Origin of the sequence: Vibrio tritonius (assembly GCF_001547935.1) — a bacterium.
GTDB classification, from domain to species: domain Bacteria; phylum Pseudomonadota; class Gammaproteobacteria; order Enterobacterales; family Vibrionaceae; genus Vibrio; species Vibrio tritonius.
Map to the genome: position 1 here is coordinate 2,189,494 of NZ_AP014635.1, position 19,776 is coordinate 2,209,269.

The 19,776-nt window shown below is 43.5% G+C and carries 17 protein-coding genes; 11 read left to right on the forward strand and 6 right to left on the reverse strand.

What is annotated here, in order from left to right; translation table 11 throughout:
• Positions 1 to 283: 283 nt before the first annotated feature.
• The gene (locus tag JCM16456_RS09720) at positions 284 to 1,195 is read left to right on the forward strand and encodes a LysR substrate-binding domain-containing protein (protein WP_068714027.1); all 912 of its coding nucleotides are present in this window, start codon (positions 284 to 286) and stop codon (positions 1,193 to 1,195) included.
• Positions 1,196 to 1,197: 2 nt separating this feature from the next.
• On the opposite strand, the gene JCM16456_RS09725 is transcribed toward JCM16456_RS09720, so the two are convergent.
• Both JCM16456_RS09725 and JCM16456_RS09730 read right to left on the reverse strand, forming a co-directional pair.
• Positions 1,198 to 1,386, reverse strand: a complete 189-nt coding sequence (locus tag JCM16456_RS09725) for a DUF4250 domain-containing protein (protein ID WP_068714028.1) — start codon at positions 1,384 to 1,386, stop codon at positions 1,198 to 1,200.
• A 132-nt stretch (positions 1,387 to 1,518) separates the two neighbouring features.
• Positions 1,519 to 2,199 carry a hypothetical protein gene (locus tag JCM16456_RS09730; RefSeq protein ID WP_068714029.1) on the reverse strand — a complete coding sequence of 227 codons (681 nt, stop codon included), beginning with the start codon at positions 2,197 to 2,199 and terminating at the stop codon, positions 1,519 to 1,521.
• Positions 2,200 to 2,368: 169 nt separating this feature from the next.
• Between JCM16456_RS09730 and JCM16456_RS09735 the strand changes: the two genes are divergently transcribed.
• From JCM16456_RS09735 to JCM16456_RS09750, 5 genes are all read left to right on the forward strand, one after another.
• The gene (locus tag JCM16456_RS09735; protein WP_068714030.1) at positions 2,369 to 5,137 is read left to right on the forward strand and encodes a M16 family metallopeptidase; all 2,769 of its coding nucleotides are present in this window, start codon (positions 2,369 to 2,371) and stop codon (positions 5,135 to 5,137) included.
• A 223-nt stretch (positions 5,138 to 5,360) separates the two neighbouring features.
• Positions 5,361 to 5,528, forward strand: coding sequence for a hypothetical protein (locus JCM16456_RS23685; RefSeq protein ID WP_156430501.1), 168 nt, complete (start codon positions 5,361 to 5,363; stop codon positions 5,526 to 5,528).
• Between the two features lie 684 nt (positions 5,529 to 6,212).
• On the forward strand, positions 6,213 to 8,114 hold the full coding sequence (locus JCM16456_RS09740; RefSeq protein ID WP_068714031.1) for a methyl-accepting chemotaxis protein: 1,902 nt from the start codon (positions 6,213 to 6,215) through the stop codon (positions 8,112 to 8,114).
• 46 nt (positions 8,115 to 8,160) lie between these two features.
• Positions 8,161 to 9,825: a pyridoxal phosphate-dependent decarboxylase family protein gene (locus tag JCM16456_RS09745; RefSeq protein WP_404819201.1), complete on the forward strand. Its 1,665-nt coding sequence runs from the start codon at positions 8,161 to 8,163 to the stop codon at positions 9,823 to 9,825.
• Positions 9,826 to 10,194: 369 nt separating this feature from the next.
• On the forward strand, positions 10,195 to 12,543 hold the full coding sequence (locus JCM16456_RS09750) for a YgiQ family radical SAM protein (protein WP_068714033.1): 2,349 nt from the start codon (positions 10,195 to 10,197) through the stop codon (positions 12,541 to 12,543).
• Between the two features lie 98 nt (positions 12,544 to 12,641).
• Here JCM16456_RS09750 and serC read toward each other — a convergent pair whose 3' ends face one another.
• Together serC and JCM16456_RS09760 are read right to left on the reverse strand one after the other, a co-directional pair.
• A complete protein-coding gene (serC, locus tag JCM16456_RS09755; RefSeq protein ID WP_068714034.1) occupies positions 12,642 to 13,736 on the reverse strand; it encodes a 3-phosphoserine/phosphohydroxythreonine transaminase in 1,095 nt (364 codons plus the stop codon).
• A gap of 125 nt (positions 13,737 to 13,861) precedes the next feature.
• Positions 13,862 to 14,284, reverse strand: a complete 423-nt coding sequence (locus JCM16456_RS09760) for a hypothetical protein (RefSeq protein WP_068714035.1) — start codon at positions 14,282 to 14,284, stop codon at positions 13,862 to 13,864.
• Positions 14,285 to 14,423: 139 nt separating this feature from the next.
• Here JCM16456_RS09760 and JCM16456_RS23690 point away from each other — a divergent pair, with 139 nt between their 5' ends.
• The gene (locus JCM16456_RS23690) at positions 14,424 to 14,591 is read left to right on the forward strand and encodes a hypothetical protein (protein WP_156430422.1); all 168 of its coding nucleotides are present in this window, start codon (positions 14,424 to 14,426) and stop codon (positions 14,589 to 14,591) included.
• A 65-nt stretch (positions 14,592 to 14,656) separates the two neighbouring features.
• Here the strand turns inward: JCM16456_RS23690 and JCM16456_RS09765 are convergent, their stop codons facing one another.
• Entirely contained in the window at positions 14,657 to 14,998 is a 342-nt protein-coding gene (locus JCM16456_RS09765) for a hypothetical protein (RefSeq protein WP_068714036.1), read from the reverse strand.
• Positions 14,999 to 15,340: 342 nt separating this feature from the next.
• Between JCM16456_RS09765 and artP the strand changes: the two genes are divergently transcribed.
• The 4 genes from artP to artM are packed head-to-tail and all read left to right on the forward strand — an operon-like array spanning position 15,341 to position 18,234.
• Positions 15,341 to 16,069 carry an arginine ABC transporter ATP-binding protein ArtP gene (gene artP, locus JCM16456_RS09770; RefSeq protein ID WP_068714037.1) on the forward strand — a complete coding sequence of 243 codons (729 nt, stop codon included), beginning with the start codon at positions 15,341 to 15,343 and terminating at the stop codon, positions 16,067 to 16,069.
• 52 nt (positions 16,070 to 16,121) lie between these two features.
• On the forward strand, positions 16,122 to 16,853 hold the full coding sequence (locus tag JCM16456_RS09775) for an arginine ABC transporter substrate-binding protein (protein WP_068714038.1): 732 nt from the start codon (positions 16,122 to 16,124) through the stop codon (positions 16,851 to 16,853).
• 3 nt (positions 16,854 to 16,856) lie between these two features.
• Entirely contained in the window at positions 16,857 to 17,531 is a 675-nt protein-coding gene (artQ, locus tag JCM16456_RS09780; RefSeq protein WP_068714039.1) for an arginine ABC transporter permease ArtQ, read from the forward strand.
• A gap of 34 nt (positions 17,532 to 17,565) precedes the next feature.
• A complete protein-coding gene (gene artM / locus JCM16456_RS09785; RefSeq protein ID WP_068714040.1) occupies positions 17,566 to 18,234 on the forward strand; it encodes an arginine ABC transporter permease ArtM in 669 nt (222 codons plus the stop codon).
• Positions 18,235 to 18,319: 85 nt separating this feature from the next.
• Here artM and JCM16456_RS09790 read toward each other — a convergent pair whose 3' ends face one another.
• The gene (locus JCM16456_RS09790; protein WP_068714041.1) at positions 18,320 to 19,621 is read right to left on the reverse strand and encodes a DUF945 family protein; all 1,302 of its coding nucleotides are present in this window, start codon (positions 19,619 to 19,621) and stop codon (positions 18,320 to 18,322) included.
• Positions 19,622 to 19,776 lie beyond the last annotated feature (155 nt).

Consider the following 19,776-nt stretch of genomic DNA (forward strand, 5'->3'; position numbering starts at 1 on the left):
ATTAAATTATGTTGAGCAGACATCGAACACTTAAACAATAAGATGTCTAGATGGCTAAAATATCTAACTAACACGTCGTTTACACAAGCGTCGAATATTCAACTTGTTTATTAGAAAATTTCATGTAGTTTAAATGGGGATGACTAATTTACACAGTTAATGGACATTTAGATGTCTAGCCGTTTACACAGCCATGTTTAAAATGATAAGTTATCGCGCAGAACAATAAATAGCTAATGGCGTTTTAATCGCCTTGGGTCATACCGTTAATTAAGGATTTTTAATGATTGAGCTCAAACACTTACGCACCTTGGTTTCACTACGTGATACAGGTTCGTTAACTTCGACTGCCACCGCACAGCATCTCACTCAGTCTGCCCTTTCTCATCAGATTAAAGATTTGGAATCTCGTATTGGCGGACAGTTATTCCTGCGTAAGACTCGTCCAGTAAAGTTCACTTCCGAAGGGGAGATTCTTTTGGCGTTAGCCGATGAAATTTTGCCTCGCCTTGCCAGGGCTGAGAATGAGTTAGCGAGTTTAAAAGAAGATGTAAATGGCCGCTTACATATGGCGATAGAGTGCCATTCATGTTTCCAATGGTTGATGCCAGCACTGCGCGAGTATCAAGTGGCATGGCCGACAGTGGCGCTCGATTTTTCGTCCGGTTTTGGTTTTGAACCCCTACCCGCTTTACTCGCTGGTGAGCTTGATCTTGTGATTACCTCTGATATTTTGCCTCGTTCAGAGGTTCACTATGAACCACTATTTGACTTTGAGATGCGTCTGGTCACAGCAACAAACCATCCATTAGCCGACAAAGCGTTTATCGAGCCGCAAGATCTCGCCGATCAAACCATGTTGAGCTATCCAGTGCAAAAACAACGTTTAGATGTGGTAAAACACTTTTTAAATCCAGCTGGTGTTGAACCCGCTCGTTGGAAGCAGGCCGATAACACTCTAATGCTCGTTCAAATGGTCTCGGCAGGGTTAGGCGTTGCAACGTTACCTAACTGGGCGATCAGCGAATTTTCTCGTCAAGGGCTAATCACCAGTAAACCATTAGGGAAAGGACTGTGGCGACGCCTGTTTGCTGCCACTCGCCACAGTGAAAAAGATAAGCGCTATCTACAAGCCTTCTTCTCCACAGCTCGCATGCAGTGTAAAAGCCATCTGGAAGGTATCAAAATGGCATAAGATTACCGAAATTGATTGGTTAGCGGGTCGTATTGGAACCCCGCAGCTTCTAGCTTTTGCTCTAAGTGGCTCTGATCGATTTCATAGGTCATCACCAAATCATCCAAACTGTGGCACTCTAGCCGCAGTTTTTCATTTATGATGCCAAGTAAGATATGGGTATCAAAACGCTGCACATTGCTGAGATCCATGGTCAGTCTCCTTATAGCGATCTTATCCATCGTCGAAAGTAAGAAATCACTTAAAGAGTAGCCAGCAATCTGAAGATACGCAGTATCACACCTAAAAAATGTGATACTGCGAAAAATGAAAAGTGGTTGTCGTTAAAGTAAGTAGAGACCTTCAAATCCGGTCATGGCGATCAATATCAGAATTTGAGTAACGACTAACTGAATTTTTGCCACACTCTTGTTGGTAAAAATGTGCCAACACCAAGTGATGATCGCCAACACCAATAGAGACAAAAAGGTTAGAACGCCATGAGTCAGTGTTCCAAGAGCACTCTCCGTTAATTGGTATCCGTAAGGAATAAAACAGAGCACCATCAGCATGGTGCCAACAATACCAATCACCGGCAGGATGCGATTAAATGCCTGTAGACGAGAGCGAGCTAAAGTCATCAAGAGATGAGCCAAAACACTACCTGAGACAAATAAGCTAATAAAATGTGCCGCACCAGCCCAAAAATGCGCGTACAAAAAAGATTGCCACAGCAGCGCAATAACCGCGAGCACGTTAGTCACGTGCATTGCCCACAATGGGCCTTCATCGCGAGTTTTCTTGGTTTGTACCTGTGAACAAAAGAACAGAATACCCGCCCCAAGCACAATAAATATGAGATGGTTGAAAGCAGTTGCCAACCACAAAATACCCACCACAGGTAGTACTTTATGTACACGGCCACGCTGTCCAGGACAGATTTCACCTTTTACCATGATGAGCGTTAGAACGAGCTGCGCACCCAATAGCATAGGCGGCAACATTGCAAGTAATGAATGAAGCATAATCGTCGAGACAAGAAGAGTAACAGGGCGCAGATAATAGCAAACTATTCGTTTATCCCCAAATTAGTTCACTATTAGGTATATAGATAGGTATCTATAGAATAATTGGTTCGTTCAATTTTATATTTCTTTTATATATTATCCACTTAAAATTAATTAAGGATAATATATGAGACGTTTTCAGTTGTGCTTTTGGGTGCTCTGCACTCTATTCTTTTCTGCCCCTAGTAGCTTCGCCACGCCGCTAAGCGATGATCCCAATTGGGTGCATGGTACTCTTTCCAACGGGATGCGATACCACCTTTACCGCAAAAACAGAGAGGAAGTGTCAATTCGTTTGTTGATGAATGTCGGTTCGATTAACGAAAAAGACGATCAATGGGGATATGCACATTTTATTGAGCATATGGCATTTAATGGTAGCAAGCATTTTAAACCCAACGAAATCATATCGTTATTTGAAAGAAACGGTATGGAATTTGGTAACGACATAAACGCTTTTACCTCAAAGGAGCGTACTGTTTACCGACTTGATCTGCCTAATGATAAAGACATAGAGCCAGCTTTAATGTGGATGAGTGATATTGCCCATGGCCTAACCCTAAGTTCTGAAGAAATAGAAAAAGAAAAAGGCGTCATACTCAGTGAAATGAGAACCCATGAGGAATACGCCCGAAGTGTATATACTGCATTTTTCAAAGAACTCGCAACAGGTACACGTTATGAACATGATGTGCTTGGTACTGAGCAAAGCGTATCTAACGCATCAGCTCAATCACTCGCTAAGTTTTATCAAACATGGTATCAGCCACAATCTGCTGAACTGATAATCACTGGTAATATTGCCCCTAAAAACCTGCAAGAAGCAATCGAAACCAATTTTTCCTCATGGCACTCAACCAACAGCAACCTGCCTAAACAACCTAAGATCACATTGCAAATGCCCACCGCAGTAATGCAAAACCTCAATCAAGACGATGTTGGGCTATCCGTACTATATCCCTACCCTAATAATTCAATCACAGACTTAGAAACCCAACAAAAATATTGGCAGCTGCAATTGCTTCGCTATCTAATCAATGACCGTTTCCAATCCACCTATTCAGCTAAACCAGAGATTCAAGATGCCATCAATGTGTCAGTGATTGAACACAATCACATATCTATGTTGGCTTTAGAAGTCCTTAACCAGCCGAATAAAAATGGAGATTTTACTCAGCAAAATAAGACCTTTTTGCAGCATATCGCCTCGCTACAGATTTACGGAGTTACACAACAAGAACTTGATGAAGAGATTGCTTATCTTCAGCAAGAGATTGATCAGGATGAACAGTCATTTATTCGTGAAGACGCTGCTACCATTGCAGGGGATGCTTTAGACACACTCTATAATAATGATGCCTTTACTGAGCCTCATCAATGGTACCAACTCCAGCGAGACTATATCCACAGCCTCACATTAGAGGTGGTAAACAAAGCTCTAAAACAACTATTGGCACCAAAACCAGCCATTATTATTACTACTAAACACCAGCAGGATGTGGCAGCCCAGCAACACGAACTGGATGGCTATTACACAGCACTTAAGTACCAAGGTGAGAAATATCAAGATCAAGCTCTACTCACTACGCTGCAAGCACCAGAACGTCCTGGAACAATTACACACACTGAGATAATCAACCCTGATTTTAAATATCCCATTACCCATTACACATTGAGCAACGGATTGAATGTCTACTATTTACGTTCAAATAAACTCAAGCAACAAACGTTACAAATCACCTATTTTGGGCAAGGTGGATTAGCCTCACTGCCAGAAAAACAACATTTCACCCAATTTTGGCCAAATTTGTTTGCCCAACAAAATTGGCAAGACAGCAGTAATAATGCCCTCTGTAACTACCTAGATAAGCACAATATTTTCTATCAATATAATCTTTTTTCTGCCAACCAAAAACTATACATTGACGGCAACGTCAAAGATGCAGATAGCCTTTTTTCCTTAGCATCAGAATTTCTAACACGCTTAAACATTACTCAAAGCCAAGTGGATTCCGTTCAACAGAAATTTGTTAACCAATACCAAGTGCAAATGAGTAACCCGATACTTCGCCATATAAGTCATATGAAACGTAGGATATTCAGTCCCGACAGTGGTTTTATCGATGACCCAATGCCAAGCACCAGTGCACTATCACTGCAGCAAGCTCAACAAACGTATCAATCTCTTTATATCCCCAAGCAAGGAGATAGCATCATTATCGTCAGTAATGTGTACTACAAGAATATTGAACCTTACTTAACTCGTTACTTAGCTGGTTTAGCCGTCACGCCATCACACAAAATGGTGACTAGCCCGGCTACGTTAGACACCCTACCATTAACTTGGAGTGAAGCGGCTGGTACAAATAAATCCAATCGCTTTGATTATGTCGTTATCACAGCAAATACCGCCAAGAATTATAAAACGTATTTTAGCGATCAATTAATCGACTTAATTATCGACCAACGCCTAAACCAGTATATCCGTGAAGAGAAAGGACTCGATTACTCGCCTTACCTAAATCAATACGCTTGGCAAGGGGCACCAATCGATATTTGGCGATATTCCGCCTATGAAGATCCGAAACGACATGGTGAATTACTGACTGCCTATCGTCACGTCCTTGAGTCAATGAAAACCATCTCCAATGACGAACTGATGGTGGCTAGAAAGCAGTTTTGGAACTCGCTAAACCACGACTTGGATTTTGATGATGCATGGAGCAACGAGCTGCTCAGAGCGCTAGAAAACCACTACTCACTAACCGAATTGCCACTCTATGAGCAAATCATAGACGGGATTAGTGTTCGCGATTTAGAGCAGCGATCAAATCAATTGTTTGGTAACCATAGTCAGCATTTTTACTCCTATCTAATGCCGGAGCAAGTTCAATAAAGCAGCTTGCTAAATATGGCGGATTTAATACATTTTTGTGGCAAGCATATTATTTTCTCTATTGCTTAACGCTACGCGAATAATTCGCCATAAAATCAACATTCGCTATTATTTTGACTATTCGTCAAAATAATAGCTGAATAAAAATAGCAGACATACTTACATCAGTTGCTTTATTCGATTGTTTTGAAACTATCGTCAGATATACCCAAATGACCTCAATATGCAGACTTCAGAGCTTCATCAACGAGCACAGGTCAAGCTCAATGACGGAAGGAATGGTCATTCCCTTTCAACGCCATTGGGCGCAGAAATGGGCTTGTTGATGAGCCCCCAAGGGGCGAGTTGTATTCGCTCCTATGCTGCGTTACCGATTTTCTACGTAGAATAACTATGTATTCAAATCGGTGCCTTGCCTATGAGCGAATACATTCTCGCTGAAACCGCATCTTGAGGTTACTTGGGTATAACTCTCTCATGCAAAATTAATCTAGTATAGAGAATTCTAATATTCTCAATTTCCAGTGAATAGTCGCTAACCCCCTAGCAAATTCTTCCATCCTCGCAAAGTTTGTTATCAACAACGCGGTAAAAGCCCCCCTATTTCCCTGTTTACTCGCTATCCCCTTCGCTCTAAATTTGCTCACAATATCAACAGTTGTGTCATTACTGTAACGTAGAGATAAATTTTTTATTGCAGAACATAAACCAAACTATCCGCCATAGATGATCGTTTTATTTTTATAAAGTGTTGTATTTAACCAACATATTAGATTATATTCACACCTCATAACATCAACTGGATGCATTACATCACACTGCAGTAAATGCTAATGCAATGCACCCGGTCATATTGATACCTGTAGCACTTAAGGTCATTCTTCGATTTTCAACTTAGTAAGGACTCCAAACCTGCGGCACATCGTTATTAGTGATCACACGAGGTGACAATGGTGTTTTTAGTCGCTACTGCTAAGGATTTATCGCTAATGAGGGATGGTAACTAAGACAGCCATGTATCGTTGTTTCAATACTATATTTAAGGAATAACAAGGGATACTTGTTAGCGGAACACATGACTTTAGGATTTAAATCTCGTATTTATCTCAGTGTGTCATTATTAGTCGCACTTTCATTAATCATTCTTGGTTCAATTAATATTTATAACCTCCAAGAAAAAATGGTTGCTTCTCTGGTTAAAGAAACAGAGATAAAGCTCACCTCCCAAGTATCCAATATGGAAACTTGGTATCAGGGTAAACAAAAAGCAATTGATAACAGTTCAGCTTCATTTTCTCTCGACCTTTCAGATGCTGAAAACCTCAAATTAGTTGACCTACTCGAGAAAAGTGGCAATTTCAGCACTGTTGCCATCGCCTACAGTAATGGCAATAGTTACCTTTCTCGCGACCACCAAATTTTACGTAATAACGTCCTACAAAATCGTCCTTGGTACAAAGCAGCGATTCAGTCAAACGATCTTATCGTGACGGATATCTACCAAGATCTACAAACCGGTGAGAAAACCATCAGCTTGACCAAGGCAGTCATCCAAAATGGTCGCAAGATTGGTGTGCTGATCGGCGATATCGTGATCGATAATGTGGCAAGTAGTATCAATAAAATGCGTTTCGCTGGCGGCGCGGCGACGTTAGTCGATCGCAACTCGATCTTCTTTGCTAGTGACGATCCAAGTGACATTGGTAAAACACCAAGTCAAGTAAACCCGGCATTTTCCGATATGGAACGTGCGTTTGAGACCCAAGAACAAGGCCATTTAACTTTTTCTTACTTAGGTAAAGATTTTACCGGTTACTTCCAGCGTATTCATTTATCAGAGGATAACCATTGGACGTTGATGGTCTTTATCGATAAATCCACAGCTCAAGCAGGTGTTGAAAGCGCTAAATGGAATTCCATTTGGACAGGCGTCATATTACTTATCATTAGTTGCGGTTGCATGGTGGCGTCCATTGAAAGCGCCTATAAACCCTTAATGCGCCTTAAAGCTGCAGTCTTAGCACTTTCAGAAGGCAGCGGCGATCTTACCTCTCGTCTTCATGTTGATGGTCACGATGATCTTGCACAAATCAGCCAAGGCTTCAACAGCTTTACCGAGCAGCTACAGCATATGATGCTGCAAATCGCGCAAGCCAGCCAAAATATCTCTAGCAGCATCACACAGCTGGGGCAAAGCGCTCGTGATAACGAAACTCAGTTGATTTCTCACTCAGCAGAAACAGAACAAGTGGTCACCGCAATCACTGAAATGAGTGAAAGCGCTCATAGCGTGGCGGTTAACGTAACCGAATCTAACAAACTGACTGCGTCAGCTAACACTGGTGCCCGTGAATCACTCGCCATTGTCAATAATGCCGTGGATAACGTGGAATCTTTGGTAGGTGAAGTAGAAACCATGTCTAGCCGTATCGAAGCAATGAACAACGATACGATGAAGATCTACGATGTGGTCAATGTGATTGAAGAGATTTCTGCTCAAACCAACTTGTTAGCGTTGAACGCAGCCATTGAAGCCGCACGCGCAGGTGAACAAGGACGCGGTTTTGCCGTCGTGGCCGATGAAGTTCGCGCATTAGCCGTGCGCACTCAAAATAGCACCTCAGAGATTTCGGCCATGCTTCAACAACTATTAGATGTTACATCCAGTGTTGTTAACTCAATGAAACAAACTCAAAGCCAGTGCCAATCGACAGCGGACAGTACCGCGCAAGTCTCCACTAGCCTTACTGAGATGAGCCAATCCGTTAATGAAATTGATGATGTGAGCACGCAAATCGCAACCGCTACGGAAGAACAAAGCCGAGTGACTGAAGAGTTATCACGCAACATGCTAACCATTCGCGATATTGTCGAATCCCTTGTCGTAAGCGGCCGTCAAACGGTTTCAGCAACAGAACTTTTGGCGCAAGCCAATGGTGAACTAGACCAACTAGTTCGCAAATTTAAATTGTATTAATTTTGTTTGTACCATTAAGTAAGAGGTCCGTATGACAACGGCAACAATTGAGCACATTTGGTCTGATCTTTCTGCCAATACAGTAAGCGATACCTTCAACAGTAAATACACTGAGGTAGTGAAACGCTTTTTCGGCCGTGACAAAACGTTATGGCCAACCTATCAGATCGCCGGCTTAGACAGTTTAATCGAGAACCGTCGTCACAGTGCTGAATTCAATGATGAGCACATGATGGAAACCCTGCTGAACTATTCAGAGATTCCAGCGCACTGCTCTGACAGTAACGAACCGTTCGACCCTATTGCGATGTTCGCAGCGCAGAAAACCAAAAACTGGGAAGATCCTAAAGCGGTAGAAAACGTTATTTCTACCCCAAGTGATCCCGCGATCCATGGAGCAATCCTTGCGACCATCGCTAACCCAAACTTGGTTTACAGTGAATATTCAGGTAAAGCCACCGAGCTTGAACGCTTAGTTGTACGTCAAATCGCTAACCTTGCGGGTTATGATGTTGAACAGGCTTCTGGTCTTTTCACTCAAGGTGGCACTTTCTGTAACCTTTATGGTTATCTGTTGGGCTTGCGTAAAGCACTGCCTGGTTCTTGCGTACAAGGTTTTGCGAATCAATCCTTGATGATGATGAACTCTCAAGCGGGTCACTACTCCAACATGACCAACTTGTCGTTACTGGGCATCAACATCAACGACCAAGTACTGCGTGTTCATATCGATGAAAATAACCAGATGGACATCGACCATGCAGAGCAACAAATGGAAGACTGCTTTAAAAAAGGCATTGTGATTCCAACTATTTTGTTGACCTTCGGCACCACTGATACCTTTGCGATTGATGATGTTAAAGCGATTTACGACATTCGTGAACGTTTATGCGCACAGTACAAAACCTCTTACAAGCCACATATCCACGTGGATGCGGCTATCGGTTGGGCGCTGATTTTCTTCAATAACTACGATTTCAATGCAAACCCACTCGGCATTAACGCAGCAACGCTAGATGGCCTGATGGCGCTGAACGGCAAAGTAAAAGCGCTGAAATACGCAGATTCGTTCACTGTCGATTTCCAAAAATGGGGTTATGTTCCTTATACCTCTAGTTTGATCATGGTGAAAAACGGTAAAGATTTTGAGAGCTTAAAACACGATCCAAGCTACTTCTCTTACTTTGAACCAGCGATGCAAGACGATACTCACCTACAATCAACCATTGAGTGTTCTCGTAGTGGTGTGGGTGTGTTCTCAGCATTTTCTGCGCTGCAATACATGGGCTTAGAAGGTTACCAAGCGGTGATTGCTAATGGTCTACAAAACGCAAACTACCTGCGCGCTTTGTTAGAACAAAAACCAAACTGTGTTGTGGTATCACCAGAAAACCACGGTCCTTCGGTCACCTTCCGTCTATACGATGCAAAATGTAAAACAGAGGCAACGGAGATGTTCCGTCGTGAGCGCGATGCGTTTACTTCAGAAAAAGACATGGAGAATGTCGTACATGCGGCAGCGTTCCATCGTCAAAACTTCCAAGGACGTAAAGGCCAAGTGCTGAATACTAACTGGATCGACTCTGTTGCTCGCACTGCCTATAATGCAAATGGTCAATGCCTATATCTACCTGGTGAAAAAGCGGTATTTTTGAACCCATTTACTACCCGTCAACGCATTGAAGAATTCGTAGCCAATATCGAATCTTAATACGATGTAACGTAAGCAACACCTACCTCAGAAGCCTGCCTCATGCAGGCTTTTTTCATCTATCCCCTAACAACAATACACTGATGATGAATGTTATCTATCCTTAATATAACGTGGTGTTCTCTATTCGGTTCATGGTAAACTCCAGCGCTATTTTGTCGCTCAATTTATACTCAACATAGGAATGTATTTACCATCAAGAACATGCGGTCGGTCGTGTTCTGTTAGTAATAAAGAAATGAATAGATGGATTTATCGAACAGTAATGAGTGAACAATTACACCGATGGAAGTCAGCACAGCAGATGGCAAAACCATAATTCTTACCATAAGGCCATCACTGTTAGATAAGTGAGCATGTATTACATCTATGAATATTAAAAAGATTTTTGAGTACAACAAGTATTGGGCCGAATGCTATGGCATCTCCCCTTTCCTGCCGACCTCTCGTAAAGAAATGGACGAGCTCGGTTGGGATAGCTGTGACGTGGTTATCGTCACTGGTGATGCTTACGTTGATCACCCAAGTTTTGGTATGGCGATCATTGGCCGTTTACTTGAAGCTCAAGGATTTCGCGTCGGTATTATTTCCCAACCAGATTGGCAAAATAAAGATGCCTTTATGGCGCTTGGGAAACCTAACCTATTTTTCGGTATCACTGCCGGCAACATGGATTCGATGATTAACCGCTATACATCGGATAAGAAGCTGCGCCATGATGACGCCTATACGCCGAATAATGAAGGAGGCAAACGCCCCGATCGTGCGACATTGGTCTACTCACAACGCTGTAAAGAAGCGTATAAAGATGTGCCAATCGTACTGGGTGGCATCGAAGCAAGCTTACGCCGTGTCGCTCACTACGATTACTGGTCAGACAAAGTTCGTCGTTCCATTCTGATGGATGCAAAAGCGGACATTTTGCTCTTTGGTAACGCTGAACGTGCTCTTGTTGAAGTTGCGCATCGTATTGCAGACGGTGAATCTCTGGACACCATGACCAATATTCGTGGTACTGCCGTGAATCTTGCTGCTGCACCTGAGCGTTATAAGATTATTGACTCATCACGCATTGATAAGCCAAGTACACCATTCGTACCAACCAACCCGTACGAAGTGGAAACCCAGTGTGAAACGAAAACCAAGGAAGAAGACTCTCAGCCTAAGCCGATTACCATTCGTCCTTCTCGTCACGATGCAGAAAACACGGCTGTTCGCTTGCCTTCGTTTGAAAAGCTGGTGAATGACCGCATTTTGTATGCCCATGCTAGCCGAGTTTTACACTTAGAGACCAACCCCTACTCTGGTCGTGCGCTACTGCAAAGCCATGGTAATCGCGAACTTTTAGTAAACCAGTCGCCAATCCCTCTTTCAACAGAAGAGATGGACTACGTGTTTGGTCTTTACTACGCACGCGTACCACACCCTAAATATGGCAAGGCAAAAATCCCTGCCTATGACATGATCAAAACCTCGGTTAACATCATGCGTGGTTGTTTTGGTGGCTGTTCTTTCTGTTCGATTACCGAACATGAAGGTCGTATCATTCAAAACCGTTCACAAGAATCAATCTTAAATGAGCTAGAAGAGATTCGCGACAAAGTGCCTGGCTTTACCGGTACTATCTCCGATTTGGGCGGCCCTACTGCAAACATGTACCGCTTAGGTTGTTCCGATCCCAAAGCAGAGGCCAACTGCCGTCGACCTTCGTGTGTTTTCCCGGGTATTTGTCATAAATTAAATACCGACCACAAACACACCATCGATCTCTACCGTGCAGCACGTAAAGTGGATGGCATTAAGAAAATTCTTATCGCATCAGGGGTACGTTACGACCTCGCGATAGAATCGCCTGAATACGTTAAAGAGCTGGTGACTCATCACGTGGGTGGCTATTTAAAAATTGCACCGGAACATACAGAAAAAGGCCCGCTTGATCTGATGATGAAACCGGGTATGGGCACGTATGACAAATTCAAAGAACTGTTTGAAAAATACAGCGCAGAAGCCGGCAAGAAGCAGTATTTGATCCCGTACTTTATCTCCGCTCACCCGGGAACTGAAGATGAAGACATGCTCAATTTGGCATTGTGGCTCAAGAGCAACAACTTCGAGTGTGACCAGGTACAAAACTTCTATCCATCGCCAATGTGTAATGCAACAGCGATGTACCACTCAGAAGTGAATCCGCTAAAACGCGTGAAGTACAAAAAGCGTGAAGATGTACCTGTTGCCAAAGGCGTACGTCAGCGTCGTTTACACAAAGCATTGCTGCGTTATCACGATCCTGCTAACTGGCCAATTATCCGCGAAGCCTTGATCGAAATGGGTAAGAAGCATTTGATTGGTGATAAACCAAGTTGTTTGGTTCCTGCTGAAGACGCAAACAAACAAACACCAGCGCAACGTCGTAAATCGGGGCGTCACGGTTCAAACCGTTTTGCAACCAAGCACTCTCCTGCTCAGCCTGGTTTTGAACCACTGCGCGGTGGTCGTGGTGGTAATAACCGCAGCGAAGGCAATAAGAGTCGTGGTGAAAACAGCAACCGCAATAATAACGGTGGTGGCCAACGCGGTAATAACAACGGTGGGCAAAACGCTAACCGTAACCAAGGTAATGGACAAAGAGCTGGCAACAACCAAGGCAACCGTGGTTCAGTGAATAAAGGCCGTCCGGGTCAACGCCCCAATAAGCAGCGCCCACGTGCTACCTCATAAAGGGGTAACCACCAGCTAAAAGAAAAAGCGCAGTGTTTTCACACTGCGCTTTTTAATTATTTCTGCTAGTTAACCATGAGTTAAAGCGTTATAGAAACTTAAGCGTACTGAGCTTCAAATTCACGCATAAAGTCAACCAGAGCTTGAACGCCCTCAAGTGGCATCGCATTGTAGATAGATGCGCGCATCCCACCAACCACACGGTGACCTTTAAGTGATGTCAAACCTTTTGCTTCAGCAAGCTCAAGGAATGTTGCATCCAATTCTGGCTTCGCCAACTGGAATGGAATGTTCATGCGAGAACGGTTTGCTGGATGGATATTGTTGCGGTAGAAGTCTGAACCATCGATAGCGCTGTAAAGCAGGTCGGCTTTCTGGCGGTTAACCGCTTCCATCGCTTTGACGCCGCCTTGTTCTTTCAACCATTTAAACACTTGACCAGACAAGTACCAAGCAAAGGTTGGTGGGGTATTGAACATAGATTCGCCTTCAGCAAGCACTTTATAGTTTAAGATACTTGGTAGCAGTTCGTTCGCCAAACCCAACAAATCATCACGTACGATGGCAATACAAATCCCAGCAGGACCAATATTTTTCTGCGCACCCGCGTAAATCACACCGTATTTAGATACATCAATCACTTTCGACAGGATGTTAGACGACATGTCTGCAACGATAGGTTTATCTGTCACAGGAAGGTCGTTGATTTCAATACCATCAATGGTTTCGTTTGGACAGAAATGTACATAAGCAGAATCGTCAGCAATCGCCCATTCAGCAGCCGGTTTTACGGCAACTTTACCGTCAATGTCTGCTTTGGCATCATACAAGTCAACTTCGCAGTATTTCTTCGCTTCTTTTACTGCGCTCATTGCCCAGTAACCGCCATCGATGTAAGTCGCTTTTGTCGACTCACCAAGTAGGTTAAGCGGCACAGCAGCAAATTGAGCTCGTGCACCACCTTGGCAGAAAAGGACTTTGTAATTATCAGGGATATTTAGCAGATCACGTAGATCTTGCTCCGCTTCTTTAGCAACCTGTACAAATGGTTTACTGCGGTGGCTGATTTCCATAACGGACGATCCAAGATCGTGCCAGTTAACAAATTCTTGTTGTGCTTTAAGCATAACCGGTTTCGGTAATACAGCCGGACCTGCGCTAAAGTTAAAAACGGTGTCCTGATTAGGCTCCATGTGTTTCTCGCTCCTGCTTTTGAAATAAGTGTGATTAATACCACTTTTTTTTATGAATAAAAAGTGACAAAAAGTTCTTTTCCATGCGATTAAGTAATTTTCTCGTATTTTGAGAAAACTCGCCTTTAACTTGGTATGCGATTGACCGAGCTTACTGGCATCGCAGTGAATAGTCTCGATAATCCCAAACGGCATAAAAAGATAAACAGCAGAGGCAAAATAAGCGTCTTAAGTAAATAGAGCGCCATTAACGTCATTAAGTCGACAACTGAACTTTCCGCAATATCAGCTAATTGCGCTAGTTTATCTTTTTGCGCAACCACATCATGGGTGAGTTGCTCCCATTGCTGCGACAGTTGGCGAACAAATCCTAGAAAATTAGTCTCATCGCTTTCTTTAGCAGCTTGAGGATAATTCGATTGTTCCGATTCATGAGCTAAGCTCGCAACGCGCTGCTGGTATTGTTCAATTTGCGGATTGATAAACCACCAATCGATACACTGCGAACTGAGTACAGCCAAAAGTACCACAAATCGTCCGATGGCCATCAAATGAAATAACTTTTGCGCTATAGGCTGAAACCTTGCTAATGCGGTTAGCCAAATGGTACTCAAGAACCCTAAAGCAAATAGTGCAAAAATGATGTTAGCCGCTTGAGAGGAGAATATATACCCAAATGACCTCAAGATGCAGACTTCAGAGCTTCATCAACGAGCACAGGTCAAGCTCAATGACGGAAGGAATGGTCACTCCCTTTCAACGTCATTGGGCGCAGAAATGGGCTTGTTGATGAGCTCCCAAGGGGCGAGTTGTATTCGCTCCTATGCTGCGTTACCGATTTTCTACGTAGAATAACTAGGTATTCAAATCGGTGCCTTGCCTATGAGCGAATACATTCTCGCTGAAACCGCATCTTGAGGTTACTTGGGTATAAGTAACAGCACTTTTTGCAAACTCAGCGAGGTAAACGACATCACCATAATATCGCTGAATTTATTAATTAAATCGCTCACAGGATTAAGCACTTGGCCAATATCAATGGAAAAAACACCCGCAGACACTTCTGAGCTTTGTAATGTGGATATGGCGGCATCAAGGGTGCGAGCAATGGTGTAGCTACCTGCGGCACTCAGCATGGCTTGATTGATCAGGCGATGCGCTTTCTCGTCGGCAATATTAAAAGAACTCAACACCACCAGCCCGATAATAAGAAGCGTCATCAGTCCTTTATGCCAATTCGTTTGCATACGCGTTTTCACCATGTGCCTTTGCACTCCTTAAGCGTTCTAACAGCGTCAGTGTAGCCCCCTATTTACAAGCAAACATCTTGAGCATGTCATCGCACTGTTACCTATCAGATTTGATGTGCAGTCTGTTATAAAAAGCCTCAAACCTCACGATTTGACTTTGCCAAATCGCGCTTAGAATAATGACACGCCAATATTGCATAGTTCAGGCAATAATCAACAAATTGCGAATACTCTCAGCATATGAATCTAAACTCGTGCCTATATCGCAATTTTTAATATATTATCCCAACGATATTGCATAAATATTCTGTTGGAGTACTATGCGATTTTTCAAACGTACTACATATCGAAAATATGGGAATTAAAGCAAATCACATTAATAAATCCTATGGGGAACATCAGGTACTCAATGATGTGAGCTTTGGATGCGACAGAGGTGATACTTTGGTCCTGCTTGGCCCAAGTGGTGCCGGCAAAAGCTCTTTGATCCGCGTACTCAACCTACTTGAGTCTGCGTCATCAGGCTCGTTGACCATTGCTGGCAAATCCTTTGATTTCAGTCAGCCAATTTCCGATAGTGTTGGTCTGGCACTACGTAAACACGTAGGTATGGTATTTCAACAATATCACCTTTGGCCACACATGACGGTGTTAGAAAACCTGATTGAAGCACCAGTCAAAGTGACTGGCATTTCTAAAGCCCAAGCCAAAGAGCAAGCGCTTATCATTTTAAAACAGCTACAACTCGCTGATAAAGCAAATGCTTGGCCATTACAGCTCTCAGGCGGCCAACAGCAACGTGTTGCCATTGCAAGAGCGTTAATGATGAAACCCGACGTACTGTTATTTGATGAACCTACGGCAGCCCTTGATCCAGAAATCACCTCGCAAGTGGTCAATATTATCAAGCAGCTTAGCCAAACAGGTATCACACAAGTTGTCGTTACACATGAAGTCGAGTTCGCAAAAAAGATCGCCAGCCACGTACTCTATTTGGAACAAGGTAAAGTGGTCGAATTTGGCGACAAAACGGTCTTTGAGCACCCACAAACAAAACAATTTGCTCAATACCTAACGCACTAAATTTTCTTCATTTCCCAATAGGGTAATGTTCTTTGTTGTCATGGAGTTAAACATGAAAAAAGTACTTTTCGCTAGCCTTATCGCCCTTGCATCAACCCAAGCGTCTGCTGCGCAAACCATCAAGTTCGCAACAGAAGCGACTTACGCACCATTCGAATACGTTGACGAGAGCAACCAAATCCAAGGTTTTGACATTGATGTCGCTAACGCTCTATGTGCAGAGTTAAAAGCAAACTGCACCTTTGCCAATCAAGCGTTTGACAGCCTCATTCCTGCGCTGAAATTCAAACGATACGACGCAGCGATTTCCGCAATGGATATCACCGAAGCGCGTTTACAACAAGTTAGCTTTACACAAGCCTACTACGATAATGCGGCTGCATTCGTTACCACCAAAGGGCACGTAGCAACCCAAGCAGACCTAAAAGGCAAGCGAGTGGGTGTACAAAACGGTTCAACCCACCAATCCTACTTGATTGAACAAATGCCAGGCGTAACCGCTGTACCATACTCTAGTTACCAAAATGCGTTTACGGATATGCAAAACGGCCGCATCGATGCGGTATTTGGCGACACAGCCGTAGTCGCTGAATGGTTTAAAGACAATCAAAACCTCGCGTACATTGGCAAACCTGTTACCAATACAAAATACTTTGGCAATGGTTTTGGTATCGCTGTAAACAAAAACAACGACGCTTTGCTAAAACAGCTTAATGGGGCACTAAACGCCATTAAAGCGAATGGTCAATATCAAGTTATCTACAATAAGTATTTTGGTAAGTAATTTATGATCGTGTCGGGATATTCCCAAGCGTTAATCTCTGCGAGCTGGATGACAGTCCAGCTCGCGCTGTCGAGTCTGTTGCTGGGGTTAGTGCTTGCTGTCATTTTTGCTGCTGGCGAAATGACCAAATTTACGCCTCTTCGTTGGCTAACCACTGCTTTTGTCACTATTATTCGTGGCCTACCGGAATTACTGGTGGTGCTATTTATCTTTTTTGGTTCTGCACAGATATTGTTTTACATCACCGGAGATTTCATTGAAATCAGCCCATTCTTAGCAGGTGTTGTGGCGCTATCATTAATTTTTGCATCCTACGCAGCTCAAACATTACGTGGGGCGATAAAAGCGGTGCCTCGTGGTCAAATCGAAGCGGCTCGTGCTTTAGGCTTACCTAAGCTTCACACTTTTGTGCGCATTACCCTGCCCCAAGCAATTCGACATGCGTTGCCAGGCTTGAGCAACCAATGGCTGGTACTGCTCAAAGATACTGCGTTAGTCTCCTTAATTGGAGTAACAGACCTTTTCCGTCAAGCGCAATTAGCTTCAGCAACCACCCACCAAACTTTTGCTTGGTATGCAATGGCAGCGATGATTTATCTTGTGATCACCTTAATCACTCAACAAGTGATTAAAAGAGTTGATGCTCGTGTTCAATTAAAAGAGACGGGCTCGCGTTAATTCGCAGCACTGTTTACATGGAATAGGAATAGATATGAATTCCCAACATGTCTGGCAACTGATTGACGGCCTTGGTACCAGCATCGAACTTACCTTAGTCGCACTGTTGATCGGCGGAATGCTAGCACTAGCACTGACGATTATTATGGTTCGCCAATGGTGCCCATTAAATTGGTTTGCCCAAGGTTTTATCACCCTTTTCACAGGTACACCACTACTGGTACAGATCTTTTTGATCTACTACGGTCCTGGCCAATTTGAATGGTTTAGAGCCTCATTTTTATGGGATTGGTTCAGCCAGCCTTGGTTTTGCGCTATGTTAGCACTGGCATTTAATACCGCGGCATACAGTACTCAACTGTTTGTTGGCGCAGTGAACGCCATACCCAATGGTCAATGGCAGGCATGCCGAGCGCTCGGTATGAATGATCGTCAAACCTTGCGCGTCATTTTGCCGTATGCGCTTCGTAGAGCCATTCCGGCCTACTCCAATGAAGTCATTTTGGTATTTAAAGGTACCTCGCTCGCAAGCACCATTACTATCATGGATATTATGGGATACGCGCAGCGAATTAATGCGCAGACTTACGACACGCTAGCAGTCTTTGGTTTAGCTGGGCTTTTTTACCTGTGTGTCAATGGGTTATTAACTCTGATGTTTCGTTATATCGAAAAACACGTACTCGCATTCGAACAAAATTAATACGGCAGTTATCTCTGTTGTTACTAACAAATAAAAAAGGGCTCATCGAGCCCTTTTCTTTTTGCAGTTGACCTGAGTCCAAGACTTAGTAGCCGTGCATTCCCATCATCACTAGCGAGACAAGTGGAATTTTCTCGCCATTAGCGAAAACCACATTACCCTCTTTTATTTCGGCTTTTAGTGCATACCCCTTATCATTTTGGGTAGCCATGTTCATCACAACCAATTCATCCGCCCACTTATGCATGGATGGAAATTGCTTCAACAAAGCAGTTGATACGGTTGTGCCGATATGTCCTTGTAGTGCCGTCACTACCGCAGCTGGATTTTGCGTAACATGTTCTGTTCCTTTTGGCACAGAAAGAGACACTTGGGACGTAAAACGACCTTCGCCAATGGTGGCATCCATCTTACCTAAGCTAACGTCAAAACCTTGACTAAATAGCGTGTCAACGTATGGCAAAGCTTTGCCGATCTCTTCATTTGAAATAGCGGGATTGTTTTGATACAGATTTGAAAGCTGTTTGAATGCATTGCTATCAACACCATTGAGTGCAAAGTCCAACTCCATCTGTTTGGCATGAACCGTTTTGCTTTCTAATTCATCCACAGTAAAGGCGTGTTGGCTGCTAAAGCGTGCCTGCTGTTCATCTAACTTAGAGGTAAAATGATAGTTGAAGCCATTGAGTTGAAAAATCACTGGGGCGACGTTTTCCTCGCCAGCCTTCGCGGGCGCTTCTGGAATATTACCTTGTCCTGTCATTTTAGCGATGGAGAACACTTGATCACCGATCCAGAAACCGTTGCTCTCCTTTCCTTCACCTTTCGCACTCATGTCGGTTAACACGATTTTCGCGTCATCCTCAAAATCGATCGCCAAAGATGGGATTTTAGACTCAAATTTCACTTCGCCCAATTTGGTCACCATCCCTTTTAAATAGGATGGAGACACCGAAACAGTGAATGACTCTTCACCATCTCTATGATAATTCCAAGCATTCATGACTAAATTGAAATCCGTATTGCCATTCAACTGAGTCGTCGTGTGTAACGTCAAAGGGAAATCACGACTATCGGCCAACTTAGTTTCAGACGAAAGGCTTGCTATCCCATGAGACACATGACTATTGAGGAGAAACTCTGTAGGCAGGCCATCGGCAGCAAACTGCTGCTTTAAACGAGGATCGAGCAGTGTAATTTTAGTCTGCACTTCAGACGATAGATAACCTCGGTCATATTTAACTAACTGTACAGAAACACGGTCATTGCCGGCATGTTGTGCGCCCTCAGTTAAAATACGTTGACCAATCTGCCCCACTGCGAGCGGCCAGCATGCAGCGATAACAATCGCGCCACCTATTGCGCCAGCTTTTTTCAAGTTGTTCATAATGCCTTTATCCTATGACTTCTTTATCATTTTGTGATCCTCTCGCCAAGCGTCTGCTGTAGGCAGTTGATATCGCTTTACGATAATGTCACTTGCAGTGTAACCCGCTATGTCTCAGTTTATATTAAGAAAATGCCAAATTACGACTCGAAACG